This is a genomic window from Acidianus brierleyi (assembly GCF_003201835.2).
GTDB lineage: Archaea > Thermoproteota > Thermoprotei_A > Sulfolobales > Sulfolobaceae > Aramenus > Aramenus brierleyi.
The window spans coordinates 657810-684128 of record NZ_CP029289.2 but is presented as its reverse complement, the minus strand read 5'-3'; the positions used below and the strand labels follow the sequence as shown (position 1 = coordinate 684128).

At 33.8% G+C, this 26319-nt stretch carries 23 protein-coding genes and 3 pseudogenes; 13 read left to right on the top strand and 13 right to left on the bottom strand.

Features of this window, described 5'->3' with window-relative positions; all coding sequences use genetic code 11:
- Positions 1–10: 10 nt before the first annotated feature.
- Together DFR85_RS19355 and DFR85_RS19350 are read left to right on the top strand one after the other, a co-directional pair.
- Positions 11–631, top strand: coding sequence for a hypothetical protein (locus DFR85_RS19355; protein WP_110269704.1), 621 nt, complete (start codon positions 11–13; stop codon positions 629–631).
- Positions 628–1431, top strand: coding sequence for a Rossmann-like domain-containing protein (locus tag DFR85_RS19350; RefSeq protein ID WP_110269703.1), 804 nt, complete (start codon positions 628–630; stop codon positions 1429–1431). The genes DFR85_RS19355 and DFR85_RS19350 overlap by 4 nt, the downstream gene beginning before the upstream one ends.
- On the opposite strand, the gene DFR85_RS19345 is transcribed toward DFR85_RS19350, so the two are convergent.
- Positions 1371–1616 (bottom strand): hypothetical protein, encoded by a 246-nt coding sequence (locus DFR85_RS19345; protein WP_162582622.1) that lies wholly within the window; start codon positions 1614–1616, stop codon positions 1371–1373. The two genes, DFR85_RS19350 and DFR85_RS19345, sit on opposite strands and share 61 nt — an antisense overlap.
- 223 nt (positions 1617–1839) lie before the next feature.
- Here DFR85_RS19345 and DFR85_RS19340 point away from each other — a divergent pair, with 223 nt between their 5' ends.
- Entirely contained in the window at positions 1840–2544 is a 705-nt protein-coding gene (locus DFR85_RS19340; RefSeq protein WP_110269702.1) for an SRPBCC family protein, read from the top strand.
- On the opposite strand, the gene DFR85_RS19335 is transcribed toward DFR85_RS19340, so the two are convergent.
- A complete protein-coding gene (locus DFR85_RS19335) occupies positions 2537–3208 on the bottom strand; it encodes a class I SAM-dependent methyltransferase (RefSeq protein ID WP_110269701.1) in 672 nt (223 codons plus the stop codon). The two genes, DFR85_RS19340 and DFR85_RS19335, sit on opposite strands and share 8 nt — an antisense overlap.
- Positions 3209–3374: 166 nt before the next feature.
- Between DFR85_RS19335 and DFR85_RS19330 the strand changes: the two are divergent.
- A pseudogene (locus DFR85_RS19330) lies at positions 3375–4457 on the top strand (HoxN/HupN/NixA family nickel/cobalt transporter).
- A 4-nt stretch (positions 4458–4461) separates the two neighbouring features.
- Here the strand turns inward: DFR85_RS19330 and DFR85_RS19325 are convergent.
- From DFR85_RS19325 to DFR85_RS19290, 8 genes and pseudogenes are all read right to left on the bottom strand, one after another.
- Positions 4462–5217, bottom strand: coding sequence for an ABC transporter ATP-binding protein (locus DFR85_RS19325; RefSeq protein ID WP_110269700.1), 756 nt, complete (start codon positions 5215–5217; stop codon positions 4462–4464).
- Positions 5189–6238, bottom strand: coding sequence for a FecCD family ABC transporter permease (locus DFR85_RS19320; protein ID WP_110269699.1), 1050 nt, complete (start codon positions 6236–6238; stop codon positions 5189–5191). Before DFR85_RS19320 ends, DFR85_RS19325 begins: the two co-directional genes overlap by 29 nt.
- Positions 6232–7362: an ABC transporter substrate-binding protein gene (locus DFR85_RS19315; RefSeq protein WP_162582620.1), complete on the bottom strand. Its 1131-nt coding sequence runs from the start codon at positions 7360–7362 to the stop codon at positions 6232–6234. The genes DFR85_RS19320 and DFR85_RS19315 overlap by 7 nt, the downstream gene beginning before the upstream one ends.
- A gap of 75 nt (positions 7363–7437) precedes the next feature.
- Positions 7438–8349 (bottom strand): radical SAM protein, encoded by a 912-nt coding sequence (locus tag DFR85_RS19310; RefSeq protein WP_281351085.1) that lies wholly within the window; start codon positions 8347–8349, stop codon positions 7438–7440.
- An 89-nt stretch (positions 8350–8438) separates the two neighbouring features.
- The gene (locus DFR85_RS19305; RefSeq protein WP_162582618.1) at positions 8439–9290 is read right to left on the bottom strand and encodes a prenyltransferase; all 852 of its coding nucleotides are present in this window, start codon (positions 9288–9290) and stop codon (positions 8439–8441) included.
- Between the two features lies 1 nt (position 9291).
- Positions 9292–10263: a radical SAM protein gene (locus DFR85_RS19300; RefSeq protein WP_110269695.1), complete on the bottom strand. Its 972-nt coding sequence runs from the start codon at positions 10261–10263 to the stop codon at positions 9292–9294.
- Positions 10260–10529, bottom strand: coding sequence for a PqqD family protein (locus tag DFR85_RS19295; protein ID WP_110269694.1), 270 nt, complete (start codon positions 10527–10529; stop codon positions 10260–10262). Before DFR85_RS19295 ends, DFR85_RS19300 begins: the two co-directional genes overlap by 4 nt.
- A 735-nt stretch (positions 10530–11264) precedes the next feature.
- Positions 11265–12141, bottom strand: a pseudogene (locus DFR85_RS19290) (IS5 family transposase).
- A gap of 192 nt (positions 12142–12333) precedes the next feature.
- On the opposite strand from DFR85_RS19290, the gene DFR85_RS19285 reads away from it, so the two are divergent.
- On the top strand, positions 12334–13467 hold the full coding sequence (locus tag DFR85_RS19285; protein WP_110269693.1) for an SLAC1 family transporter: 1134 nt from the start codon (positions 12334–12336) through the stop codon (positions 13465–13467).
- Here the strand turns inward: DFR85_RS19285 and DFR85_RS19280 are convergent.
- Complete coding sequence (locus DFR85_RS19280) at positions 13464–13901, bottom strand: aldose 1-epimerase (protein WP_281351084.1); 438 nt, start codon at positions 13899–13901, stop codon at positions 13464–13466. The two genes, DFR85_RS19285 and DFR85_RS19280, sit on opposite strands and share 4 nt — an antisense overlap.
- A 407-nt stretch (positions 13902–14308) precedes the next feature.
- On the opposite strand from DFR85_RS19280, the gene DFR85_RS19275 reads away from it, so the two are divergent.
- On the top strand, positions 14309–15256 hold the full coding sequence (locus DFR85_RS19275; RefSeq protein ID WP_110269692.1) for a radical SAM protein: 948 nt from the start codon (positions 14309–14311) through the stop codon (positions 15254–15256).
- An 8-nt stretch (positions 15257–15264) separates the two neighbouring features.
- Here the strand turns inward: DFR85_RS19275 and DFR85_RS19270 are convergent, their stop codons facing one another.
- Positions 15265–15885, bottom strand: coding sequence for an SAM-dependent methyltransferase (locus DFR85_RS19270; protein WP_162582616.1), 621 nt, complete (start codon positions 15883–15885; stop codon positions 15265–15267).
- A 609-nt stretch (positions 15886–16494) separates the two neighbouring features.
- Here DFR85_RS19270 and DFR85_RS19265 point away from each other — a divergent pair.
- The 6 genes from DFR85_RS19265 to DFR85_RS19240 all read left to right on the top strand — a co-directional run bounded on the left by DFR85_RS19265 (position 16495) and on the right by DFR85_RS19240 (position 24077).
- Entirely contained in the window at positions 16495–19602 is a 3108-nt protein-coding gene (locus tag DFR85_RS19265; RefSeq protein ID WP_110269690.1) for a molybdopterin-dependent oxidoreductase, read from the top strand.
- Between the two features lie 36 nt (positions 19603–19638).
- Complete coding sequence (locus tag DFR85_RS19260; RefSeq protein WP_110271772.1) at positions 19639–20358, top strand: 4Fe-4S dicluster domain-containing protein; 720 nt, start codon at positions 19639–19641, stop codon at positions 20356–20358.
- Positions 20355–21752 carry an NrfD/PsrC family molybdoenzyme membrane anchor subunit gene (nrfD, locus tag DFR85_RS19255; protein ID WP_110269689.1) on the top strand — a complete coding sequence of 466 codons (1398 nt, stop codon included), beginning with the start codon at positions 20355–20357 and terminating at the stop codon, positions 21750–21752. The genes DFR85_RS19260 and nrfD overlap by 4 nt, the downstream gene beginning before the upstream one ends.
- 6 nt (positions 21753–21758) lie before the next feature.
- A complete protein-coding gene (locus DFR85_RS19250; RefSeq protein ID WP_110269688.1) occupies positions 21759–23189 on the top strand; it encodes a 4Fe-4S binding protein in 1431 nt (476 codons plus the stop codon).
- Between the two features lie 2 nt (positions 23190–23191).
- Entirely contained in the window at positions 23192–23728 is a 537-nt protein-coding gene (locus DFR85_RS19245; RefSeq protein ID WP_110269687.1) for a TorD/DmsD family molecular chaperone, read from the top strand.
- A gap of 142 nt (positions 23729–23870) precedes the next feature.
- Positions 23871–24077: an AbrB/MazE/SpoVT family DNA-binding domain-containing protein gene (locus tag DFR85_RS19240; protein ID WP_110269686.1), complete on the top strand. Its 207-nt coding sequence runs from the start codon at positions 23871–23873 to the stop codon at positions 24075–24077.
- 96 nt (positions 24078–24173) lie between these two features.
- Here the strand turns inward: DFR85_RS19240 and DFR85_RS19235 are convergent.
- Positions 24174–25221, bottom strand: a pseudogene (locus DFR85_RS19235) (IS110 family RNA-guided transposase).
- Positions 25222–25837: 616 nt separating this feature from the next.
- Here DFR85_RS19235 and DFR85_RS31765 point away from each other — a divergent pair.
- On the top strand, positions 25838–26074 hold the full coding sequence (locus DFR85_RS31765) for a hypothetical protein (protein WP_246252989.1): 237 nt from the start codon (positions 25838–25840) through the stop codon (positions 26072–26074).
- The last annotated feature ends 245 nt before the right edge of the window (positions 26075–26319 follow it).

Genomic DNA, 26319 nt, shown 5'->3' with positions numbered 1-26319 from the left:
AATATTTCTCATGGACTATAAATACTTGTTTAGGATATTTAATGGAGCAATAGGTTTAATAACAATATACAGTTTTATTCACACTTTTCTGGTTCCCTTTCCTGCTCCTTTGTTTGTTAGATTTGCAGGTCCAGGAGGTTTATTTTTAGGTGGTACAATTGCATTAACAAGTGCTTTGACACCCGATAAATTATATGCTTTATTTACTAAAGAGAAATACGGTAAGATAATTAGAGGTGCAATAATCCTTTTTGTCATATATATGATCAGCACAGTAGAAATATTCTTTGCTCCAAGAAATTTCGCTGGTGAATTAAGCGGAGTCATCTCTTCTGTTTCGTTCGCGATTTTACTTCCACTAATTGTTTTTTATTATAATAAAATAAACAAAAACATAGTTTATATTATGATATTTTTGTTAATACTAATGTTAGCTTTTTCACTTCCTAAGCTAAATTCGTTGGCACAGTTAATGGGCCCAGCAGGACCTCCAGGACTATATTTTACTGGAGCGTTACTATTTCACATTTATTTTGAGCACACATATACGTTAGTTTTTGCTAACGTTGTTGCGCTCAAGCCCAAAGTATTAGAATCCTTATCAAGACTTAAGGAGAGGTTATTAAAGTGATACTCGACATAATAAAAAGGAATGTAACTGAATATTTACAAAAGAATGAGTTAGCACTAAAAATAGTAGATGCAGTGGTAGGGTATTTTTATACTATAGTAGTTACAGAAGACGAGAACGGAGAGAAATATATAGGGCTTAATATAACGCCTTCTTTTGAAATTTCGGATATCGCTGAAAGAAGAAATAATCCGAAGTTCTATCCTTCTCTTCAAGAAGAAATTGAACTAGTGACGTCTGAGAGTTGGATAGAGAGATCACTTGCTTTGGCAACTATAAATTCTTTAAGTCAAAAACTTTTGCGTTTTCAACAAGTAAATAATACTACTGAATGGATTATTAGGAAATTATACGATATAAGTGCTAGCAAGGTAGCAATAATAGGAAATATGCCTCCTATTGTAAACGAGTTAGATAAATACTTTTTAGCTTACACATTTGATAAGAAATTATGCGGAAAAGTCATGTCTGAATCACTTGAGAAAAGAATTCTTCCTCAAATTGATGCTGTTATAATGAGCGGAGCAGTTATAATAAACGAAAGTATTGATGAGATCCTTAAATATTCGAGTAACTCTAGATTAAACTTGATAATAGGTCCTTCAGCTCAGCTCCATCCTATGTTTGTTAAAGGTTTAAAAATAAACTACTTAGGAAGCACTGCAATTGTAAATAATAAAGAGGAGGCTATACGACTGTTAAAAATAGGTTACACTAGGGGAATATTTTATGACTCTAATTATTCAGTACAATACTTTGTACCAACAGACGGTTCTTTTATTACTAATATTGAGCAATAATCTTTACAAAGTCTCACCGACAATGGTTTTAGGCACATTGCTTCACAAATGTTTAATATTATATCCATATATTCTCTAGGTATATCTATTATTAAATATTCTCCAAAATCTAATTCGTTTGCGTATATAAAAACTATATTTGAGATATCCCTGCAATCGTCTATTCTACAGTCTAACTTCTTCATACAATATTAGATTGTATTTAAGATTATATATTCCTTACGATAAGATTACTTAATTAATTAAACCTTATTTTATATTTGTTCTAAAAATAGAAATCTCATAGCATTAATATTGAACTAATGAGATTAGAATTCGCAAAAAATAATATTATCCAATATTAAACTAAGAATCATAGATAATTAAAAAGTTTAAATAGAAAAGGATACACATTTATAGTGATCTATAATGATAGATGTAAGCTACGAATTCGAATACAACGAGAGCCCAAGTGTGCTAATGGAATATTTAAGCAATCCTGAAAACTGGGTGAAGTATTTTAAACCTGCAAAAAAGATGGAAAAAATAGGACCAGATGAGTGGATACTTTACCTTCATTGGTTTAAAACTGTAAAATCTAAGCTAACTAGAGTGATAAGTAATAATGAGAGTGAGTTCATAATAACCTCATTAGGTTGGCCAAAATTTAAAATGGCTTTAAAGACTTATGTTTTACCATCGGGAAACATGACTAAGGTTAGGACCGAATTCATTTATGATGGTCCATTAGAAGGCACTTCTAAAAAGGAAATGGAGGAGGCGTATAAAACTATTGCTATTAATTTAAATGCTGATATAAAAAAGTACTGTGAAGACAATAAGTGTTACAGTAAAGAGAAGGATCATAATGAGAAAGTATTTAATAACGTATCTATTAAAGGATTAAAAATTTATGAAATGAAAACTGTATTAAAGAAAGAAATCCAAAAATCTGAATTGGATAAAATCTTAGACCAAGCTCTTATAGATAGTATAGATAAGGACGTTGTGGTAATAATAGAGAACGGTAATGGGATCGTAAGGTTTCATTTCTCAAATGGTGATCTAGTTGAAAAAGAAGGTAACTTAGATGCCCTGGGAAATACCTTAAAAGTTCTAGTTAAATCTACTTAGTACCAATGATGATATATACAGAGCCTAATCCTACTTCCTTAAATCTCTTTACTTTGAATTCACTTGATATAATTTTTTCTACATCATTATTATTCGGTACACTCGTATATATATCAAATATTCTAGAATACCCTTTATAATATTTAGCTCCTGTAGATAAGAATGATAAAAATGGAACAAAATACTTCATATAAATGTATAATAAACTCCTTTTAATAATATTCTTAGGTTTACCTATACTTACTATCCCGACGCATCTCGAAATTCTTTTCAATTCCTCTACGGTCATTCTCATATTTGTAGACGCATGAAAGGAAAAACCCATTATTACTGTATCAAAAGAGTTATCCCTAAAAGGCATATATTCAAATGTTCCTATTACTTTATCTACTGGTAATTTAGCCTCTTTTATCATAATTTCTGATTGATCTAGAAGCACTACTTTTGCATTCTTATATTTTAATAACGTCTTAGTCATGTTACCTGGTCCAGATCCTGCATCTAGAACCTTATGCATATTCTTACAATCTTGTAGTAGCATTTTTATCGTTACTTTTCTCCATTTTTCTATGTTACCCAATGTAACGAATTTATTTCCTCTCTCATATACCGGGGCTATTATGTCGTAAGCCTCAATTATCTTCTTCCATTTATTTTCTTTCATTCGAAATCTTAACGTTAATCTTTATCTAAATTATTTTCTTCTCTCTTAGCTCTAATATCCCTGTAAAATTACGTTAAATTTAACAATATTTAACGTATTGGCATTGCGTTTCCTTATTAGAAATGCTTAAAAATTTACGTTGGTATGAATTAGTAAGGTGAAAGGTATGAAAAGCAATAATAATCCTTTAAAATCTATAGGTAATAAAAATCTGTTCTTCATAGCTTTATTCTACATAATAAATATAGCTCTTTCAGTTTATTTTATTTTCTATTTAACTTACCTAAGACGAGCATAAAAGTACAAACTGATAACGGAGAAATTGTAGGTACGTTTATAACGTTAGGAGTTTTGGCCTACACATTTGGGCTAAGACATGCCGTAGATGCAGACCATCTTGCGGCAATAGATAATACTACTAGAAAGCTATTGCAAGAAGGTAAAAATCCATTTTTCATAGGTACTTTCTTCTCTCTTGGGCACTCGACAGTCGTAATCCTTTTAAGTGTTATGCTAATGGTTGCCACAAGATATGTGGTAAGCAATTTGAGTAATATAGAAAATATAGGCAGCATAATCGGTACGTTGATAAGTGGAGGTTTTCTCTATATAATAGGATTCTTGAATTTATTAGTTGTATTAGAACTTTATAATATATATAAGACTGTAAAAAAGGAAAGAACAATTGACGATCAGAAGCTTAATGAGATATTATTAAAGAGAGGCTTTATGAACAGATTTTTTTGGCAAACTTTTTAAAATAGTCACTAAACAGTGGCAAATGTACATAATAGGGTTTCTATTTGGCTTAGGCTTCGATACTGCTACCGAGGTCGCTATCTTGGCGATTTCCGCTACCTTGGCAGGAGCTTTTGCCAGCATACCGCTAACTACTATTTTGGTTTTGCCAATATTGTTCACGCTTGGTATGACGCTAGTAGATACAGCGGATGGGATATTCATGAGGATGGCCTACGGTTGGGTGTTTAGGAACACGTTAGGAAAGATATGGTATAACTTAACCATGACCTTAATTTCTATAATCATAGCTTATGGTATAGGCACTATAGAACTGCTGGGATTGATAGCTTGTGAATTCGGCTTCAGTGGATTCTTCTGGGACCAAATTATTGCCTTAAATAACGTATATTGGGAAACCATAGGATATTATATAATAGGAACTTTTGCCATTACTTGGATTATATCTGGGATTCTATATAAATATAAAATTAAAAGACAACAGTTCTAGGACATTAATAGTAGAAGATAACTATTTTCTTATTTTTATCTACTTCTGTATCAATTTCGTATACAAGTTTTATTATATCTGCATTGAACACTTCGTCCGTCCTGCCTATCGCTACAATTTTTCCATCCTTAAGAAAAATTGAAATATCAGAGTATCTATAAGCCAAACTTAGATCATGTATAGAAATAATAATTGTTTTATTTGAGAGCAGACTTATTCTCTTTAATAATCTCATTGCTTCAGATGAAGCCTTTGGATCTAAATTTGAGGTAGGTTCATCGAAAAGCAGAACATTTGCCCCAGAAGCTAAAGCTCTCGCAATGTATATTTTTTGCAACTGTCCCCCGCTAAGCTCGGTCAGCAATCTGTCCTTAAATTGTAACATCCCAACCTCTTTTAATGCATCGAGAGCAATTCTCTTATCCTCTTTAGAATAATCAAAATCCACATAAGGCCTTCTAGCAGTAAGCACAAACTCAAACGCTGCAAGTTCTGAAACTTCCAACTTTTGTGGCACATAACCCAAGACCTTCGCAACATCTTTTCTACTAAGCTTATGTACTAACTTACAATTGACATATACAGACCCGTTATTAGGTCTTAAGAGCCCATCAATAGTCTTTAGCAGTGTAGTTTTCCCGGACCCGTTAGGACCTAATAAAGATACTACAGAGTTCTCTTCAAGAGAAAAAGTTATATTGTTGAGAACTTTTACACTCGAGTAACTTAAGCTAACGTTGGAGACTTTTAGCGTTACCACCCATCCTCACCACCGCTAAGATTATAAGAATAGGTGTTCCTATGAATGATAAAATTATACCAACAGGTATGGTAATTGGCATTATTATAATCCTTCCTAGCAAATCTGCTACGAGGAGCAATTCCGAACCAACTAGAGCGGATGTAGGTATCAGATATTTATGACTTCCACCTACTATTAATCTTCCTAAATGCGGAGCCACTAATCCTAGAAATGGTATTACGCCTATGAAAGACGTTGGCACTGCCTCTGCTAACGCAACCAGCAAAGTGCTAATTAGCCTGAATTTCTTGGCGTTTAACCCAGAGGATTCAGCTATCTCGTCGCCTAAAATGATAAGATCTAGATCTATTGAAAAATAATAGAATAAAGGTAATAGGATTAGTGCAGAAATGCCTATTATATAAGCTTGTTGCCATCCTGCCCTACTAAGATCTCCGAAAGTCCAGAAAACAATTATATCTACTTGTAGATCGTTAAGGAATAAATACTCACTCAGAGATAGGATAGCTTGATAAACAAAGCTCAAAGCTATGGCAGATAATATTAATGCTCCAGAAGACATTCCAAGAGCTCTAGATAGTAATATTATAAAGAAAACTTGAAGCAATGCCATTAAAAACGCAAATAAAGGCAAGATAAATGGGGATTGCAATAAGAAGAAAGAGAGATTGGATGAAATTATAAGTACTAATGCAACACCTAATGCAGAAGCTTGAGGTATACCTAAAGTGAATGGTGAAGCTAAAGGATTTCTCATTGTCCCTTGTAATACTGCTCCTCCAACTCCCATGAGCGCACCAGCAAATATTGCTAGAAGTGATCTTCTGAGCCTTAAACTTAGAACAGCAGATAAAGGGCTACCATATGGGATCTTGTTAGTTAAGTAGTCTGATACTTCAGAAAGTGTTGTAGGATAATAACCTAAATTAAGGTAAGCAAAAAATGTGATAATAAGCAAGAAAACTAGAACAAAAATTAACTTCTTTCTATGTTTTAATATAATTTCAGTTTTTAACATTGGAAATTCCCTGAAATATTAACATATCCAGGAGCATATTTTAAATAATTAGAGTAAATGTTAATTCCTAGGAACTTTATATAAATTTCATTAGCTAATGAAAAAATATCTACATCGGTGAAATTATCTGGGTACAGATTTTTGCCAATGTAATATGCGGATAGGAATTGGTTAGTTACATTAACCTGGTACCATCTATACGGTAAAAGCCCATATACGTTCCCGTTTTTAAAAGCATTTAACGAGCAAAACTGTTGTTTATTTTGAGAAAATTCTGAAATGACTGTCTCAAGATTTCCTTCGTCTATAAATACAAATTCAGGTTGTGTTCGTAATAAGTAACTAAAATCTATATTATAAAAGCCTGGAGACCATCCTAAGTTATCGACTACGCTCTTCGTATTAATTAAGTTTAGTACTTCAAAATCGACGTCAGTGCCTAGGAATCCTTCGGATCCAGTTTTATAAGGCAATCCTCCTACATAGACCGAAGGCCTATAGGAAATATTACTTGTTCTGCTATTAAGGTCATTCACTAAGCTATTAACGTATTCGTTCAATTCGTTTGTCCTATCTGTTGTTCCTAGTAATTCTCCGAGCAATGACATTGAAGATTTAAACGTGTTAGGGCCAAGTTCTCCAATACGTTTAGGAGAAAAAGTGTATACGACTATAACTGGAATTTTTGTTTCTTCTTGTAGTTGATTAGGATCCATAACTTGGGCATAAAGTTGATCTTCTATTATCACTTGTGGTTTAGCTGTCAGTATTGCAGAAGGATCAGGAGTTGCGTTTGGTCCTCCTTGTCCTACTATAGGTAATCCTTTAAACTTATCATGGTATGCTAACCAGCAATCTTGCCCCCACATGTTCCTAAGCTCTATTTGTTCTATTCCAGAAATTTTATCTAAGCCTCCTGCATAAATTATCATCCCTAACGTACCTGGTCCTAATGCTACTACTTTATTGATTTCTTTAGGAACGTATACAGTCCTTCCCATAGAGTCGATTATTTTAACCTCTCCACAGTACTTGTTGCCTTCATTATCAAAATATATAACCCCACCTGCAATAGATGCTAAGGCTAACGAAGTTATAGCTATAATAAAATCCCGTCTTTTCATAGAAAATATGAATAGATAGATATATTTAAAAATGTTCATAATAATAGCTACTTATCTAACGTTAAACATTGTTAATTAGTTAAGTAAATCTATGAAATTATGTGCTAAGGATAGTTTTTCTGGGTTTTTTGATACTTCTTCTACCCATTCTTTTACCTTTGGATGTCTCCATCCTTTCTTGTACCTCTCCCATATTTCCTCCATTGAATGCTTCCTAACGTCAGCAACAACATACGGAATTGACGTTGTTAGAATTACTTTGCCATTAGACATCATAAGAGGGCTTGCTGGAGGATATTGAATATAGTGCTGTAATTCCTCAATTGAATCATACGGATAAAAAAGGATCTTCATGTTTTTATATTCCTTTATTTTTTTATTAATGACAGTGGAAATATATGCATAATCTTCATTATTTAGTCCTATATTTTTCCAATTACTAATTGCTCTGCCTAAGTACATAGTTTTTTGTGTCAAAAACGCTTTAGCTCCTAAAGAGTAGGCTAAATCTATAGTTTTTTCAATTTCGTTTATATTTAATTGTGTGGGGACAAATACTATTTCAACATCAACTCCTTCTTCTACCAAGTATTTGACAGCGCTAACTGCCTTTTCAAAACTACCACCTTGTCTAACTAATGAAAACGTCCTTGACGAGGCACCGTCTATGCTTATTTGTACAGATTTAAGATTTAATTTAGACAATCTGACTGCATTTTTTTTATCTATGAATTGTCCATTGCTTTCTATTTTTAGTTGCATAGCATTATCTGAAATACACCTGCTTACCTCCCAAAAACTAGGATAAAGAAGAGGTTCTCCTCCTGATAGTGCCACATAAGGAATTCCAAAATCCGCTATCTTCTTGCATAAATCTAGGGACTCTGCAGTTGATAATTCTTCTTGGAACTTCATCCTTGGCCCGGATGGCCAGAGACAGTGTATACATAGCATATTACACTCATTTGTTAGATGCCATGCCCACATTAACGGAGAATCTAATTCGAATATATTCATGAATATAAGTTATCTTAGGTGTAAAATAAATATGCTTTGTTATATCAATATGAGCATAGTTATAGGATATATGATACAATGAATATTACGTTGACAAGGGTGTACGTTACGGCTAACGTTTTTATTAGCGGAATGTATTGCATTGTCTCTTCATAATTTCTCTTCGGGACTGATTTAATAATAATAGGGAGTAATGCTAAGTATAGTAAACTGAATTCCGGCATAGAGAATAGTATTACTCCCAGCACTAAAAATATGAAGGAAAGCAAAATAAGGTAGAAAATGAGTTTTCTGCTATTATTTACTCCTATTCTTACAGTAATTGTATTTTTACCAGAAAGTTTATCCTGATAGTAGTCTGGAATTTCATTGGCTAGATCTAGAGAAACTATAACTATACCAGTTATAATTGAAGGAATTATTGGAGTGAAGCTTATTGAGTACGTTTGTAATAGAAAAGCACCAAGAGTCATAAAAGGTCCGTAAGCTAAAAATATAGCTAATTCACCAAATCCTCTAAACGCTAACCTTAGAGGTGGTCCTACATAGAACACGGCTAATATGACCCCCAAAAGTGAGATCAAAAGTACAATATAACCTATTGTTAATGTAAAGTAAAGAGCAATTAAGCTTGCGATAACTAGACTGACTATACCAAAGAGTAGCCATTTTAAAGGTGGCTTACTTTTTTCATTATCAAGCATGAATACTCTATCTGCAGGATCAAAATATTCATTGAATGATTCTACGGTACCCAGTAACATGAAAATACCTAGAATACCTAGAATAAAATTACTTGCATTAAAACTGCGCATTACATGATATCCTATTGCAGAGCCTAGCAAATACGGAAGAAGTCCGGAAGTGAGAAAAAATCTATATCTTAATAATTGTATGACTTTCCTAAACATTTTATTCACACCACAAATCTATGAATTTACTGCGTTGAGTAGTTATTTTCACTTTTTCTGGGTTTTTTGATACTTCTTCTACCCATTCTTTTACCTTTGGATGTCTCCATCCTTTCTTGTACCTCTCCCATATTTCCTCCATTGAATGCTTCCTAACGTCAGCAACAACATACGGAATTGGTCCAAGTAGTTTCACTTTACCGTTGGATAGAAGTAGCGGACTGGCTGGAGGATTTTCAAGTCTGAATTTTAACTCTTCTATAAGTCCAAAAGGATAAAATACGATATTCATGTCTTTATATTCCTTTGCTTTACTTCTTGCAATATCTATCACATACTTGTACTCTTCGCTAGTAGGATTCACAATATTCCAGTTCTTAACGGCTCTACCCAAATACATAGTAATTCCAGTATAAAGAGTCTTAACTCCTAAAGAATGTAAGATCTCGACAACCTCTTCGAACTCCTTATAATTAAATCTTGTTGGTACAAATACCGCCTCCATATATATTCCTCTCTCGTTAAGGTATTTTATTGCGTTTAGTGCTTTTTCTAGTACTCCTCTTGGTCTCATTGTTGAGTAAGTTTTTTGTGTAGCACCGTCAATACTTATTTGTACCGATCTAGGTTCTAATCTTGCAATCCTATCTGCTACACTCTCTGAAATTAAATTACCATTAGTTTCAATCTTAACCTCAATATCATTATTCCTAAAACAAGTAAAAAGATCCCAAAAACCAGGATAAAGAAGAGGTTCGCCACCAGAAAGGGTAGTATAAGGTATTTGTATATTAACGATTTTTTTGCATAGTTCTAAGGATTCTTTAGGAGATAGTTCATCAGGATAGGCGGCATTAGGTCCTGATTCCCATAAACAATGGATGCATTCTAAGTTACATCTATTAGTTAACTGCCAAATCCAATAAGTAGGAACATTTAGGTCATCTATAGAAAAATTAGAAATTGACTTCATTTTTTGTCATCTATTAGAATTCCTGCCTCTCTTAAATTATTTATAAAATTCATTACATCTTCTTCAATTTTATTTTCTGGATCTTGGTATTCTTCTTTCAAATCCTTTATTATCTCTTCTGCGGATTTACCTTCTTTAATCTTATTTATTATTTTTTCTGCAGTTGGATTTAATGTATAAACCTTTTCGTTCTCGATGTCGAACATTACAGTTCCATTTTTTTCTTTTCTTAATTTAACTTTGTTTTTAATATTAAAAAATAACATAGCTTTATCCCTTTACGTGAATCTAATAAAGGGTTGTGCCATAACTTTTTGTGACACGTCTATCATTTCTGGTTTTTCCCATGTTTTCTTTGATTTAGAGATTTCTTGCATTTACATTCACTTAGATAAATATCCGCATTTAGTATAATATAAGCCTTTTGGAATTTACTCTATGTTAAGTTTGTTTAATATCATTTTTAATAAAGTATATAATTTTTTAGATATTAGAATAGGAAGATAATATATCTATTTTTATGTACTTCATTAATCTCTTCTTATTTGCTCATTCTCTCGTTAGATGAACAGTAAAGTATTCTTCATTATCCAGTTATATTTCCCTTTTCTCTTGACATTATTATTGCTGAAATTACAAGAAGGACATTTTAGCTCTTAACTTATTCTTATCTCTAGCTTTTTAAATATCAATATAAGAAACTATAGTATTTCCAAGATCATAACTTACACTTCAAATATGTAGCTATTACGATTTAAATAATGCTCAAGATGTACTTTCTTGACGTGAAGTCAATTTTTTTGAATAAAAAATAATTGTGTAAGATTTACTGGCTTTATTTGAATATCTAGAAAATATTTTGTGACACATCTAAGAAGATTTCTTTAAAAAATCTTCACTTCTTTCTGCTTTGTGGATCTCTTCAGTTTATTTCATAAACATAATATGATACACTGAGGGTTTTTCAGTAATTAATATTTATTTCAACGTTATTCTCAGGCTCAAACCTTAATACCCGGAGCCCTACCGACTAAAGAATTAGCCAAGTAAGCCATCCAAGCATAAGCCCAGAACTTGAGCTTAGCCTCAACCACTTGTCCTAGAAAACTTGTAGCCCTAACAGATTCACCAAAGGTGCGCTTCACGGCAGAGAACAGGGACTCAACCCTCCACCTAACACCGTAACCCCTCTCCTCCCTCCAACGATCGTAACTCCTTGAACTCCCTCACAGCCTAGCGGGATGACCGCATCTAGTGGAGGCGTTCTCCCTAGGTGGGACGACGACCTCAACCCCAGTATTGTAAACCTCGTTGGCGTCATAAGCTTTATCTCCGTAAAACCTCTTGACCTTCTTTCCCCTATCTTGTAAATCCTTAACAGTCTTGACTGCAGTCTCGACCTCGTTGCTGGTTACTTCAGCGTTTATCACGTTGAGCTCGTCCTTGTCAATTACTATCTTGAGGAATTTTGAGTCCCTCCTTTTGCCCCACTTTGCAATGATGTATTGTCCTCCCCTTGTTGTGCTTATCCCCGTCGCGTCTGCTATTACTTCAAGTTGGTCACCCGCTTCAGGGAACGTTATGTCCATGTTCCTCACCCTTTCCCATATTGTCGAGTAGTCTAGGCTTGTCGGGACGATCTTCAGTCCCTCCAGTGCTCTCAATACTCCTTCCATTGCCCTGTAGGGTAAGAACAAGTGGAGGAATGCTAGGAACTCGTTGAACTCCTTCGGTGCCTTGTAGGTTTTCTTTGCTATTCTCCTCTGCTAGTATATCCCACCAGTGTTCGAAGACGTAGAAGGGGAACATTAGCTTGTATCTCGTTATAACGTTCTCGTCGTACTTGCTCCAATCCCTCTTGTACTCACTCTTTCCCATGGGTAATACTCGGTATAATTATTTATAAATTTTTGTATAATACTGAAGTAGCCCACAATACACTAAAATACTAAAATTTACGAAAGATATGACTGTCCTTAATTAAGACTGTAAAATGTTTAAATGCAGTAGATTGGCCTATTACTGGAAAGATTTATTAATTTCGATATCGAATTAGATATCGGTGAAAAAATGTTTGGCGGATTAAAAAAATTCGGTGGATACCAAGTGCTTGAAGCCCTAAAGAACGGCCCAGTAAAGATATCTCAGCTAAGGAGTATTCATAAAAAGATTTATATATTATGTAACAAAGTTACCCATAAGAAGTTAGGCTCAGAATGGTTCTCCGTGGTTATAGGAACCTTCGCATTAACTATGGTAAGTTGGATGAATTCTATATTCTTTAAGTCACAAGTTCTATTTGATGTAGGAAAAGTAATATACTTTCTAGATCTGGTAATTTTTGCCATAATATTTTTTGGCTGGATATCTAGGATAATGACTAACTGGAGAGAAGACATGGAGAACTTGAATAGGATAAGCTTTACTGCCTTCTTAGGAGTAATATTATTCGTTGCAGGCTTCTTTTTCATGACCTATGTCGAAATAAATTATGAAATAGCTTACGCATTACTAGTTCTTTACTTCTTGGGTTATTCCATTGTGTTTTTAGTTAACGTGTTTTTAGGATACAAATTATTTACAAAGGGCGTTAGACAGAACGAAATATCTTACGCACTATTAGTTCCAGGATTAGCACTTTCTGCTAACGTTTTTTTAAGTTCTGCGCTATTACCTCCTTCCCTCCCTTTCATATCAACTTACTTTGCTAAAATCGTGTACTTCATTATGTTATTCTCAGTTGGGATATCTTTCTTTCAACTGATATTTATAGGTAGTATAGCCTTCCTATCTCACATAATAAATAAGGAAAGTTCAGCCATTATAATGCTTCCCGTTGGTGCAGCAAGCGTATTAGCTATCAACGTGTTAGTATTTCCGAGTTATAATTACCTTCACCTCTTTTATTTCCCTCCAAAGTCTGCCTTAACACTAGCAATAATGCTCTGGGGCTTCGAAATATGGAATTCACTAGTTGCACTCATAATTGCAGTGAAGCACATAAAAGATAAAGATAAACCTTCGCTAACTAGCTGGGCCTACGTATTTCCTTTAGGAATATCTTCCTTCTTAGACCTTATGCTTTACCAAGAAACGTCGCTTCCGGTGTTTGAAGCTATAGCAGTCGCCTTCTCCTTGGCTATCGTCTTACTTTATGCTTACTCTTTAAGGAATACTATCCTTGTTTTAAAGAATAAGGTCTAAAGCCTTACAGAAATCTTGAAAGTAAAAGTTGCAGTTTCTCCTTCCTTCAGAGTTATTAGCCCTATGCCGTTATGAAATGCATCTGGAGCACCGCTCATAGGCTCTACGGCTACTGCAGAAGGTTGCCCGGTGTATATTTGAATAAAATCCATATTTTCCTTTTCTATCGTTACTTTTGAATAATCAGAAATTAAAGTTACATTTCCTTTAAGTAGAAAACAATCGTCGTATTCTCCTTGAGTTATTGTAAAATCTTCCATTTCTCCGGTAGGTATTTTATCCTTCATTATGAGCCTTTTAGCTTTCTCAGGAAAGATCCTCCAATTGCCCTTAACTATGAAGTAAGGATGAGCTCCTACGACTAAGGGAGCTTCTTCGCCCTCGTTTTTCACACTGATCGCGGTGGTCAATGAAGAATTTAACCTAAAGTTTATATAGAAGCTTTAACACTGTTAATAAATTATATTTAAATTCATATATATTATTCCTTTTTAATCAGTTCTACCTATTTCATTTATAGGTGTTGATTTTAGAATTTTAAATGTCGTGCTCTCTAAATCTAAGTTTGATGTGACACTTTACGGTATTGAGGCCAACGTTACTTTGAGGTCAATAGATTTACTCGATTTAAGTAAGATACTTTCCAAATTACTAAAGAAATATGATATAATAAACGTTCAGCTCGACTTACAGCATATTAACTTGGCGTTAGCCAGAGGGGATAAGAGAGTATATATTTCAATTAATTTGTATTAATTACAAGATACGTTTAACGAACTTTGAAGCATGTTCTTAAAAAGAAGAATATAACTTTTAATCGTTTAAGAGAATATAGTATAGCATGAGTTTCACTTTAGACTTTTTAACGGCTCCCACGTATTGGTCTTGGCAGTTAACAAATAGGTGTAACCTTGAGTGCATACATTGTCTAGAGATGTCAGGTCCTAATGCTGCTTATCCTTATGAATTGTCTCCTAAAGAGTCAATGAATTTATGCAAAAAGATAGCCGATTTCGGAATACCTTATGCAGCATTATCTGGTGGGGAGCCTCTTCTTTATCCTGGTTTTTGGGATCTTTTTACTTGTTTTAGGAATAATGATATTGAGGTTAAGATTGAAACTAATGGTAATTTAATTTCAGAGAGTGTAGCAGATAGGATTGCAAGATTAGAACCTAGATCGGTACAAATAAGTATTGACGGTGCTACACAAAAAACTTACTCAACAATGAGACCAAGAGGAGTACTAGAAAAAGCACTAAACGCAATAAAATACCTTAACGAGAGAGGAATATATGTTGAAGTTGAATTTGTACCAACAAGAATTAATTACAAAGAATTAGGAGATGCTATAGATAATATAGTCAAATTTGGTGCAAAAGCAATATACACTGGAAAAATAATGTATCTAGGAAATGCGGTAACTTATTGGAATATTTTATCGCTTAATGATGAAGACTATGAGTATATTAAAGGAGTCATAAAAAGTAAAAGTATTAAATATAACGATATTAAAATAGTATTTTATCCTTCAGATTTAATTGAAGAATTGAGAATGAGATTAGAAGATCCACCTTCGTCAATACTTATGATGGCTAATGGAAAAATCAGATTATTAAATTCTGTTCCTTATGTTGTTGCTGACGTTAGGAAGCATTCAATGGAGGAAATATGGGAGAGGTACAAGAAAGGATGGAGACATCCAAAGGTAAAAGAATGGGTAGAAGAAGTATCAAAAAATCCTAGATTGATTTCTAGAGCAATTCTTTTAGAGGATCTAAGTCTTTAGTCAGAAACTTACCTACTTATTTCCTTTCTTGCTACGGCTATTATCCAATACGTATCTCCTTTATATTCATTGGATATTTCTTCATCTTTATTGCAACAATTTTTAACGAAAGTTATGTCATATGAATGTTCCTTTAGCTTATCAAATATTTTTAAGTGATCTTTATGTATATTAACTATCACGAATAGATCGCATTTATCTATCAAGCTTTCTAATAGTTCTTCTTCTTCACTCCCCAACATGCAGAAGTGTCTTACATGAGTTCCCAATTTACTAAATACTGCCGTAATTGAACTTACGCCTGGTACGGTTTCTATTTCAAAATCCTTATATCCGCCTAAAATGTGGTAAAACAATGGATTCCTTATACTTGGATCTCCTATCTCCAAAAATACGCCCCATTCTTCCTCTAATGATTTCAAAACTCTTATATTTTCCTCTATAACGTCAGGTTCATTGAAGCTAGGCTTGAGTTTAACTATCTTTTTATCCTTTAATATTTCCTCCATGGAAAATGGAAAGTCACTATCATAAGTTAGTACTACTGGTGCTTTCTTTATTAGCTCTAGTGCTTTAAGTGTGATTAATTCAATGGAAGGGGATATTCCAACTGCGTATATTTTTCTCATAAGTAAAAGAGATATAGATAAGAAATATTTTTTTCTATTCATATATAGTCTTGAGCAAAGAGTCGTCTTATGAATTACTTCAGTTTTCTTAGAGATTATGTTTAAGTGCTAGAAATTCATGTTTAAAAAATTATAAACATAGTGATAAAAACAACTTACTCATAAGATATTGAAAGTATGTTCTTATACGACTATGCTATACCTAGATGTATAATTATTAGAAATATATAAAAAATTACTTACTTTATGAAAACCTTCTTAGGTAAAGATTATCAAATTTCTTGCAAAACAAAATTAGGATGATTGGGTATAGTTAATCTACTAAAATCTCAAAAGTTTCCATTTCCATGAAGGATAATTCAGTCGAAAAGAACACATACTTAAGAGTGTACATAAATAACAAAAGTTCTTATCTCCTTAATTTTATTTATATATTCTAACTGTTAACAATACTTATTTTTATATACCTTAATTTTCTGAGTAGGTAACTATAGCAGTTTTCTTTATTATTCTTCTTTTTGTTTTTATAAAAAAATTAACTCGGTTAAAGTGAATAACGAAAAATTTTACATAAAAAAGAACTTATATGCGAAAAAGGTAGATAACTACATGCAGAGTAAGAATAGCCATGGAGTGAGAATTTCAAGAAGAGATTTTATAAAGATATCAGCAGCTGTTGCTGTAGCGGCAGGTGCTGCGTACGCAGCGTCAAAGAATTTTGTATTTAATATATTTTCACAAGATTCAATCGATGACGAAATACTTCAACCGGGATGGCAGTATTCTTATGTTCCTAATGTATGCGCATTTTGCTCATCAACATGCGATGTTCTAGTCACAACAGAGAGTAAAAATGGGTACATCAGAGCGATGGAAATAGATGGAAATCCTCTCTCTCCACTGAATAAAGGAAAAATATGCCCAAGAGGAAGATCTGGAATATTTAGGACATATAACGTAGATAGAATAAAGACACCGTTAATAAGAACAGGACCTAAAGGAACATGGGCTTTTAAGGAAGCCACATGGGAAGAGGCATTTAACTATATTATGCAAAAGCTTCAAGAGCTTAACGTACAGCCTTGGGAATTTTTATTAGTTGGTGGAGCATTACCATGTGCTAACTATAAAAGGTATTTTATACCATTTACTCTAGGAACTCAAATTCCCAATATTAATGGAACGCCTATGCAATCTTGCATGTTTTCTGAACAACAACCTATCGGAACTGTAATTGGAGGATTTGATCTTCACGCCTCAGATCTTATGGATGATATGAGTCATTCTTCACTTATAACAGTCTGGGGAAATAACGGATTCCCTACTGGGATTTTCGTCAATAGAGCTGTAAGATTAGGCGAAGGATTGGCTAATGGCGCATATATGATAACTATTGATCCTAGAATGAGTGAATCTGCTTCTAAATCTGATTTATGGGTTCCAGTCAAGCCCGGTTCAGATCTTACATTAGCTATGGCAATAATTAATTATATAATTCAGAATGGATATTATGATGATAACTTTGTAAGATACTATACTAATGCATCGTTCTTAGCATATGAAGAAAACGGAGTTCTCAAACTTCTTGAAGATGATTGGCCCGACGGAACAGTAAGAGGTTTTTATGTATACGATGAAATAAGTGGCCAGGTAAGAGAGATTCCTCCATTTTCTAACACAAATCAATTTGATGTAAACGGAAATCAGATAAGACCTGCACTAAAATTATCTCAAATCAAATATAATGATAAACAAGTTACTACAGTGTTTCAACACTTAGCTAATCGAGTTAGCAATTATACACTAGAATATGCGTCTCAAATAACTGACGTCCCCTTGGATTTAATCAAAGAAGTAGCATATAGAATAGCAACAATTAAACCCATGGATATAGTTAGTGGTCTAAAAGGATTCTGGTCTGATTTATCTCCACAGTTTAGAAGAGCTACAGCCATAATAATGGCACTAACAGGAAACATAGATATAAGAGGAGGATGGGTATATTCTGGGCAATACCGAGAAGGAGTAAAAGAGGTTATAAATGCATATAACTCTGCCATACAATCTGGAACATCTAAACCTGGAATACTTTTGCAGAGACCTGAAATCTTGGGATCCGTACCATTAGTGGATTTGCCAGGAGAATTACTTACAATATTTGCAATAATTTATGCTTATAATAATCCGCAGTTCTGGAAGACTGGTTATCCTGCATTATCATACGCATATGCTCAAACACTTATGCAACAAGGAAAAACACCGGTAGCTACTTTTGGGATGTATTTAGATACTGGTGCTTATGAGGCATTGAAAGGACAAGTAATGTGGAACGGCAAGCCTTATACGCCAAAGGCTGTAATGTCATGGGGAGGTACACCTTTCAATTTTCTCTGGAAACAATACAGGAACATTCTTGAAAATACATTCTATATAGATATTAATATTTTGCCAACCGAAGATACACTTTATGCTGATGTAATATTACCTGATGTGACATATCTAGAAAGAGATGAAGATTTCAGAGCAGACGGTCCAGCTATGGATTACGCTTTGAGAGGAAGATGGCAAGCTATACCAGTGGTCTATCCAAATACCGCTAACGGATTAGATTTATTTGTTATGTTTGCATACATGCTAGGGAAAGAAGCTGGGGATGGCTATGTGGAATGGATGGCCAACTCAAAATCCATCGATAAAGAAGTTTTCAAGCAAATTATAGCATCCGAAATGCCAGAATATCAGAATTATCTAATTAAAAATAATGGTTATCCACCATGGGGTAGCTTTACAGCTAAGGCTTGGAGAGAAGCTAAAGTAAACTATTTGTCAAAGAAATTAAATATTCCATCAGAACAGATTACTGAAACTTTAAGAAATAATGGAGTATTCATTGTAACTACTGTAGACGAATATTTTAATAATAACGAAAGAATACCTTGGAATTTACCTGTAGCCTCTCCTACTGGAAGAATAGAAATTTATTCTACAACACTGTATTATTACGTTATCAAAACATTTGGTTATAATCCTATATGGGATCCATTAATAGCATATATTCCGCCATATTGGAATGGTGGTTATGCGGTAACGCCTGGAATATTTGTAGAACCTACACCACCATATAATGATCCTGCATTTAAACCGACACCTCCAGAGATGTTCTTTATAGAATATAAAGTACCTCAATTTGCATATACATCAAGTACAGATAATCCGCTCCTAATGGCAATATCAAGTAGTAGCTACCATAAAAATATTTCACAGATGGCATGGATTAATCCTATTACAGCGTCTCAATTAGGTATAAATGAAGGGGATTGGATAACTATAGTTAGATGGAAATTACCTGATTCCGATGGGAAATATCCACAGTTAACTATAAGGGCACATATTACGCAATGGATAAGGCCAGATACTATAGGAGTACCAGAACCTTATGGTCAAAGAAATCCAGCATTAACTACTGCAATAAATGCAATAGAAAATACAGGAAATAAACCGGTAAGCGAGCTGTGGCCAGAAAGTTATAATCCGTTAGGAGGATTTAGACAAGCAGAACAATATACAGTATATGTTAGGAAAGCAACTCCTGATGAAATACAAGAAGCTACTACAATAGCCACCGCGCAAACTCCTAATACTTTACCTTCAGAAGTTGTAGTTACACCAAATACGAAAATTAATTCTACAGATTGGGATAAATATGAACAAAGTTAATTGTTTTTATTCAATTTTTAATACATGGTGATAAAAATGTCCAATTCAAATATACTTGAAAAAAATCAATTAATAAATCCATATTCTAAATTCGGAAATACAAGATCGTGTGAACATTGGGGATTCGTAGTTAGAGTAGATCAATGTCTAGGATGTGATGCTTGTGTGGCAGCATGCACTATAGAAAACGAAACACCGTTTTGGGAAGATCTATGGAGAACTCATGTAGAGGATTTAGAAATAGGAGAGTATCCAAACTCACAAAGAATGTTTGTACCAAGATTATGTATGCAATGTGAAAATCCTCCTTGTTATTATGTATGTCCTACTGGAGCTACACAAATAGTAGATGGAGGAATAGTTGTTGTAGACGAGTACAAATGTATGGGCTGCCTATATTGTGTTGAAGCTTGTCCATATGGAGCTAGATATTTCTATACATATGAGGATATTCAAAAAGCAAAGGAAGTATATGGAGACAATGAAATTCATGTAGTTCCTCATGTCGATAAATGTACATTTTGTTATGGTACTGCTCCAGATAACACACATACGCCAGCTTGTGTAAGAACTTGCCCAGGAGGAGCTAGAGTATTTGGATGCCTTGATGATCCTAATAGTGAGGTTAGTATCCTTGTAAATACAGGACAAGCGGTTGTACTTAATCCACAACTTAATGTACAACCAAAGGTATTTTATGTATTTAATAAGCAGACTCAAAGATATGTGTCTCAAAATGGTGGTGATAATTCATGAATAAGATTTTAATTACATGGACTATAATATTTATACTAATAGGTGGAGGAATACTATTATATGGAACTAGTATGAACCCAATGGCATGGTTTAACGGTAATGTAACGTTTACAGAACCAAATAACGCTCCGATACCGTGGGGATTACTAGTAATAGGATATATGTTCTTTGGAGTAATTGGAACAGGAGTTAGTACATATAACTCGCTTTACGAATTATTTAATAAGAATCACCAGGAAAGAAACCCTTTCAATAAAATTAAATTAAGAACTGAATGGCTAGCGTTGGCGGTACTAATTCCTGGCTGGATAATGGTATTTTCATCAACATACAAGCCTGCAGCTGCTATGTTCATATATCTAAGCTTTAGAGATACATCAAGAATAGCATGGAACGGTGTATTATATGCGTTAGTAGGTATAGGAATTATAGCTGAGATATTAGCACTCATTGGAGAAAAGATTAAAGAAGAAAACAAGGGAGGTCCGATAAATCGGTTTCTAGAATGGTTGTCTGGTAAAACACAGTTTGAAATACCTGGAATGTTAAAAATAGTGGTAGATATAGATGCATTAATAGTTGGATATGCTATCTTAGCTGAATTAATTTTAGATGCTAATTTAGGTTCTGTATTTGGCTATTTATCTACATGGGTAGAAGAATTTGGAGCATTTACACCAATTCTGTTTGTAGTTCTATCGTTTTATGGAGGAATTGCTATGATATCATTCATGACCATACTTTATGATTGGATAAAAAGACCGACCTCTATTGTTATGCCTACGCCAGTACCTCAATCAACAAAGGCTTACGGCAAAAATTATATAGATCCAAGCGATGATAAAGATTCTATATATAAAGTTTTAGCTAGGGATGGACTTCTTTCTGTAATATCTATAGGTTTCTTAATGTTATGGTGGATATGGTTAACAGCTACAAATCAAGAAAGTAGCCCATGGGCTTCACTACTAATTACTGGCACATATGCTCCACAATTCTGGATAGGGTTAGTTCTGATAGGCATACTTTTACCTATTACTCTATATTCCATAGCGTATAAGACAGAAAGCAAAAAGCTTCTCTTTACATCAGCTATCATAACACTAATTGGCATGTTTGTCATTATTACTTTAGTAACAATAATACCGCAGTCAATAACATGGTACTATAGCGTAAGTCCTATAACAGCTTCTGGTTCTAACTGGGTTTACGAACTAAGGAGTATATTCAATAATGGGCCATTATGGACGTTATTGCCATTCGAAATAAGCAAATACGATATGGTTTGGTTTACTGGTTCAGCGTTACTACTACTTGGGGTTTATACGTTAGGTGTATTACTACTCCCTCTTGAAAGTGATGAAAAACCTAAACATGTGTGGATATTCAAGTGAAAGATAATGTCTAATTTCTTAACAGAATCAAATCCTCTTATTAAATTTAAGGTAAGTATTTTTTATCATCATTGTCAGCATAATCCTTCAGAAAGTTTTCAGTCATGTGATCCTGATGAAATAGCAAAAAAACTAAGAGAGTTTCAAACTAAGGCAATAATAATAGTAGGAATTTATGATGATGAACATTTAAAATTATATAGAGAAGCAATATTAAAATCAGGATTAAATCCGTTATTGGTAAGAATAGTAGACTATAGATGGGGAGAGGCCGCAATAAAACAGAACATGGTTATATTGGAAAATGGATGGACAGCAGATTTGGCCAAAATAGAGGAAAAAGGTGTTAATATATCCAGAAGAGATCTAATCTCCGGAAATATAAAAACAGTTAAAGACAGAGTAGACAAACCTGTGTATATTCAATCAATGTGTGGATACCTATATAGAGCATGTAATTTATGCGAAGCTACATGCCCATACGATGCAATTAAGGTTGACAAAAAATCAGGTGTTAGCATTAATTATGAGAAATGTACAGCGTGCGGAATATGCGTGAGTGCTTGTCCAGTGAGTGCAATACAATTTCCATCAGTTTCTCAACAAGCTATTTTCGAAATAGCAAAACTTAACGGAGATAAAAAAATTTCGTGCTATAAGAATCATGACAATTCAATTAAAATACCTTGTTTAGCAATGCTCTCAGCTGTAGATATTGCACTTCTAAGAAGTAATGGTTCTATTACATTTGAGTGTCCGGAATGTGAACTCAGCAGGAATTTGAGTAATTTCATAATGACCTTAACCGATTTAAATAACAAAATAGGTGGTATAGAATTTATTTCACCAGACATAAAAATTGAATCTAAAGCTCTGAAGGAAATAAAAATAAAAAATGATACTTTCTTCAAAAGAAGCGAAGCCAGGAAAAACATAGCTAGTAGTGAAAATTTACCTGATATAATCTTTGATATTGATATTAATAGTGATATGTGCACTTTATGCGAAAGTTGTGCTAAATGGTGTCCTACATCTGCTATATCTATTCAACGTGGAGAGAACAAGGAAAATTTGATATTTGATCCTTTAAAGTGTATGGGTTGTAATATTTGTATAAATGTATGTCCAGAGGGTAGCACTTGCGGTTCTATTCCTAATGTTCCAGGAAAAAAAGCCATAAATATTCATAGTATGAAAGAAACAAATCTAAAACAAAAGGTAATCTTTGAAGATGAGTTAGTAAGATGTAAAGTTTGCGGTACTCCTATTGGATCTAGAAAAAGTTTAAATCTTATTAAGAAAATTATGAAAGATAAAGGAGCTGAGTGCGATGACGAATGGCTAGAAAGATGTCCGAAACATAGAGCCGAATATTCATTTCAAAAGAAATTTGGGATGAATGCAAAATTTAAACCAAGAAGAACTCTCGGTGAGTAAAAATGTTATGGGTTGACTACAAAATATTTTCATACTTAATGCTAGGTCCTAGGTATATTTACGAAGTAAAATCCCTATATAATGCGTTAGAAGGAAAACCATACTATGAAAAAGTAGCAGAAATAGTAAATATTCTTAATACAAGAGATGATAATATTTTGAAGACAGAATATACTTCGTGCCTAGTTAACGACTATAAACATTTAAAGTGCCCTCCTTATGAGTCATGGTATAGAGAAAAAACGCTCTATGGAAAATCTACTCAAGAAGTTTTAGAATACTATACAAAATACAAGATTATTCCACAGAAACAAGTTCCAGATCACATTTCAACTGAGTTTGAATTTGTATCATTTCTATTTTTTATAAACGAGGAAAATGACGCTAACGATTTCATAAAAACTCATATACTAAATTGGGTTCCACAACTAGCTCAAGACATAATTAATAATGCGTACGGAGAATATACGAGGGAACTAGGCAAGGCTTTATTAGCTTTCGTCAATGAAGAAAAAAAGAGAATTTTCTCCAATAATTAATTTCAAATAGATAATACTTTCTTAGACTCTAAAGAAGATCGTTATTCATCATTGTCAGTCTATAGTACCGAATTAGACAAGTTTTACAACTATGTCTTACCCTTTAAAACATATAAGGTATTTTAAAAGTTTTGCTACATCTATGGATTGGTCAATTTCTCCTACAAAAGCTATTATAGTAACATATAGTAACTATGATGTGAAAAATATATATTTTTTCCACAAATATACCTTTATGATAGTAAAGTTGGACGATAAGGGAATAATTTATTTACCAAAAGAAATAAGAGAAAAGATTAAATCTAAAGATTTTTACATAACAGAAGTTCCGGACGGTATTTTATCTTAACAAGGGCGTTCAGTAATAAATATTTCGGTTGAACTTCAAGCATAATGTCAACTAAGATTGCCACGTGTACCTTTCAATCCACGTGGCGATTTATGGTCACTTAGGCTCATAAGGCTTATTATTATACCAAACACTCCAAACTATTCTAGCCAATTTCCTGGCTAAAGCAGTGTACAACTTCTTTCCCTTCAACTTTTCCTTATGGTTCTCGTAAAATTCTAGTAATGTAGGATTACGAGAGTAATTCATCTCAGCGAGGAAGTAGAACAAGCTGCGCAAGTACTTATTACCCTTCTTCGATATTCCCTTACTTACAGTAGCTTTACCGCTCCTCTCAACTATTGGGTCTAAACCACAGTAGGCTACGAAGGACTCAGGGTTAGGAAAGCGTTTAATGTCCCCAACAATGCCTATTATTATTCCCGAAGAAAGTTTTCCTATTCCCGGTATAGTTAATAGAACGTGATTTTCAGACTGTGATTGTATCATTTTCTCTACTTCTTTTATTTTCTCACTTGTTTCCAGTAGTGCTTTAGATAATACTTCGATTTCTTCAAGTACGATCTTTGTTCCAAGTTGTATAATTGTATTTTGAAGTTTCCTTTAGAGAATTCTTCAAGCATTTCCTTGCTTATTTTTTCCTCGTCACTTAGGAATAGTGCTCTTTTTACCCTGTTCTTGTACTTTACTTCAAGGTCTTTTAGGAAGATATATAGTGTTACTAGTTCTTTCAATGGGTTGTAGTTGTACTCCTTTGCCTTGTTTGCCATGTTTATTAGTTTTTGTGCGTCGTAAAAATCTGTTTTCTTTCCTCTCAAGTCCTTCTCCTTCCATAGTATATTTGGGCTTACTTGTAGTATCTTGATCCCTTTTTCCTTGAAGTATTGACATGGTTTTATTGATGCTCCTGTCGGTTCGACCACTATTGTGTTTAGTTTCACTTTTAGTATTTCTTCATAACCCTTCTTGTTGTGTAGACCCTCCCCTCACTCGATACTAGATGATCTTTTGATATGTCTATTCCTAGGATCCCTACCTCTTTATCACACCTATATCCGTGCATATTATCACAATGTTCAGTCCGATGGTAGGGGTTTGTCACGCCCCCGTTCGAAGACTTTGCTTCAGTCAAAGGGTCGACCATGTTTCCCAGTTGGAGACTATTACTCTCCCCAACTAATTAATCTATATAGGGTTCAAAGGGGCGGAAGACTCCATCCGTAAGGGTGGAGATGAATAGCCCCCTTTGTAGTTACATTTAAATACTTCTTTTTCAAATATTCTATTAATGGCAGTCACTGACGGAGTAAGCGTCACCGAGACGCCTTGGTTAAAGCGAGGGTCTATGTGGTACGCCTCTGCTCCATTCAACAGTCCCATATTGGGATACTGTGGGTTCACATTAGTGCTCGGGGTCGGAACGACCCTTAGTGCCTGTGGAGCTGAGACCTCTACCTTTGGCAAGCCTCGGCTTTGAAGCAGGAAGCCACGTCCGTTAGGGCGGGGTAGTTCACTGATTCCCAAAATCGAAGATCCTGTTAAGATCTTAGAGGAGGAAGGGAAAAAATTACCAGATCTCAGTATTACAGATTTAAAGAAGAGTATAAGAAAAGAGGCTGAAAAAGAAGTTAATTTACGCTGATACGGATTTTTTCTTGCTCTACTAAAATCTAAATATTGGCTGAAAGAAAAAGCTATGCTACTATTAAAGGAGAATACACGTAACATAACAACGTCTCTAAACAACATATATTGAATTAATGCTATTATGTAAGAAATTTGGATTAGATCCTATAAAAGTCTCTTTATCGGTAATGGAGATTACAAGAACCTTTGACGAGAAGATTTTAAGAGCAGCATGGCTAATAAGAAAAGGTATTGGAGGATTTGACGCATATCATGATTCTTTTTCAGAGGGCGAAATAATAAGTTCAGACCATGTATATGATAATCTCGGAATTAAACGGATAAGGTTAGAAGATCCATCATTCTTTTAACAAAGGCAGATATTTTCATTTATTTAAAGTTTTTAGCTCCTAATTTTTAGTAAAAATTAACATATATATTTAATTTCTTCTAATGATCTAAATCCTCTATTACTTAAAAGTCGATTAAATGAAAATAAAATCATTATTAAGCTAGAGAATATTTAAATGAAATTGTATCATCTCTATAACATCAAGAATGTCCTTTAGGTATAGAGAATAATATTGAAACTTCATGCTTTGTGGATTCGTTCAAT

Coding starts and splice junctions, on each gene's coding strand:
- DFR85_RS19315 (WP_162582620.1), bottom strand. CDS start 7,362: ATGAAAAGACGGGATTTTATTATAGCTATAACTTCGTTAGCCTTAGCA.
- DFR85_RS19285 (WP_110269693.1), top strand. CDS start 12,334: ATGTTTGGCGGATTAAAAAAATTCGGTGGATACCAAGTGCTTGAAGCC.
- DFR85_RS19300 (WP_110269695.1), bottom strand. CDS start 10,263: ATGAAGTCAATTTCTAATTTTTCTATAGATGACCTAAATGTTCCTACT.
- DFR85_RS19335 (WP_110269701.1), bottom strand. CDS start 3,208: ATGAAAGAAAATAAATGGAAGAAGATAATTGAGGCTTACGACATAATA.
- DFR85_RS19265 (WP_110269690.1), top strand. CDS start 16,495: ATGCAGAGTAAGAATAGCCATGGAGTGAGAATTTCAAGAAGAGATTTT.
- DFR85_RS19240 (WP_110269686.1), top strand. CDS start 23,871: ATGGATTGGTCAATTTCTCCTACAAAAGCTATTATAGTAACATATAGT.
- DFR85_RS19295 (WP_110269694.1), bottom strand. CDS start 10,529: ATGTTATTTTTTAATATTAAAAACAAAGTTAAATTAAGAAAAGAAAAA.
- DFR85_RS19320 (WP_110269699.1), bottom strand. CDS start 6,238: ATGTTAAAAACTGAAATTATATTAAAACATAGAAAGAAGTTAATTTTT.
- DFR85_RS19305 (WP_162582618.1), bottom strand. CDS start 9,290: ATGTTTAGGAAAGTCATACAATTATTAAGATATAGATTTTTTCTCACT.
- DFR85_RS19355 (WP_110269704.1), top strand. CDS start 11: ATGGACTATAAATACTTGTTTAGGATATTTAATGGAGCAATAGGTTTA.
- DFR85_RS19260 (WP_110271772.1), top strand. CDS start 19,639: ATGTCCAATTCAAATATACTTGAAAAAAATCAATTAATAAATCCATAT.
- DFR85_RS19345 (WP_162582622.1), bottom strand. CDS start 1,616: ATGAAGAAGTTAGACTGTAGAATAGACGATTGCAGGGATATCTCAAAT.
- DFR85_RS31765 (WP_246252989.1), top strand. CDS start 25,838: ATGCTATTATGTAAGAAATTTGGATTAGATCCTATAAAAGTCTCTTTA.
- DFR85_RS19275 (WP_110269692.1), top strand. CDS start 14,309: ATGAGTTTCACTTTAGACTTTTTAACGGCTCCCACGTATTGGTCTTGG.
- DFR85_RS19250 (WP_110269688.1), top strand. CDS start 21,759: ATGTCTAATTTCTTAACAGAATCAAATCCTCTTATTAAATTTAAGGTA.
- DFR85_RS19245 (WP_110269687.1), top strand. CDS start 23,192: ATGTTATGGGTTGACTACAAAATATTTTCATACTTAATGCTAGGTCCT.
- nrfD (WP_110269689.1), top strand. CDS start 20,355: ATGAATAAGATTTTAATTACATGGACTATAATATTTATACTAATAGGT.
- DFR85_RS19340 (WP_110269702.1), top strand. CDS start 1,840: ATGATAGATGTAAGCTACGAATTCGAATACAACGAGAGCCCAAGTGTG.
- DFR85_RS19310 (WP_281351085.1), bottom strand. CDS start 8,349: ATGTGGGCATGGCATCTAACAAATGAGTGTAATATGCTATGTATACAC.
- DFR85_RS19270 (WP_162582616.1), bottom strand. CDS start 15,885: ATGAGAAAAATATACGCAGTTGGAATATCCCCTTCCATTGAATTAATC.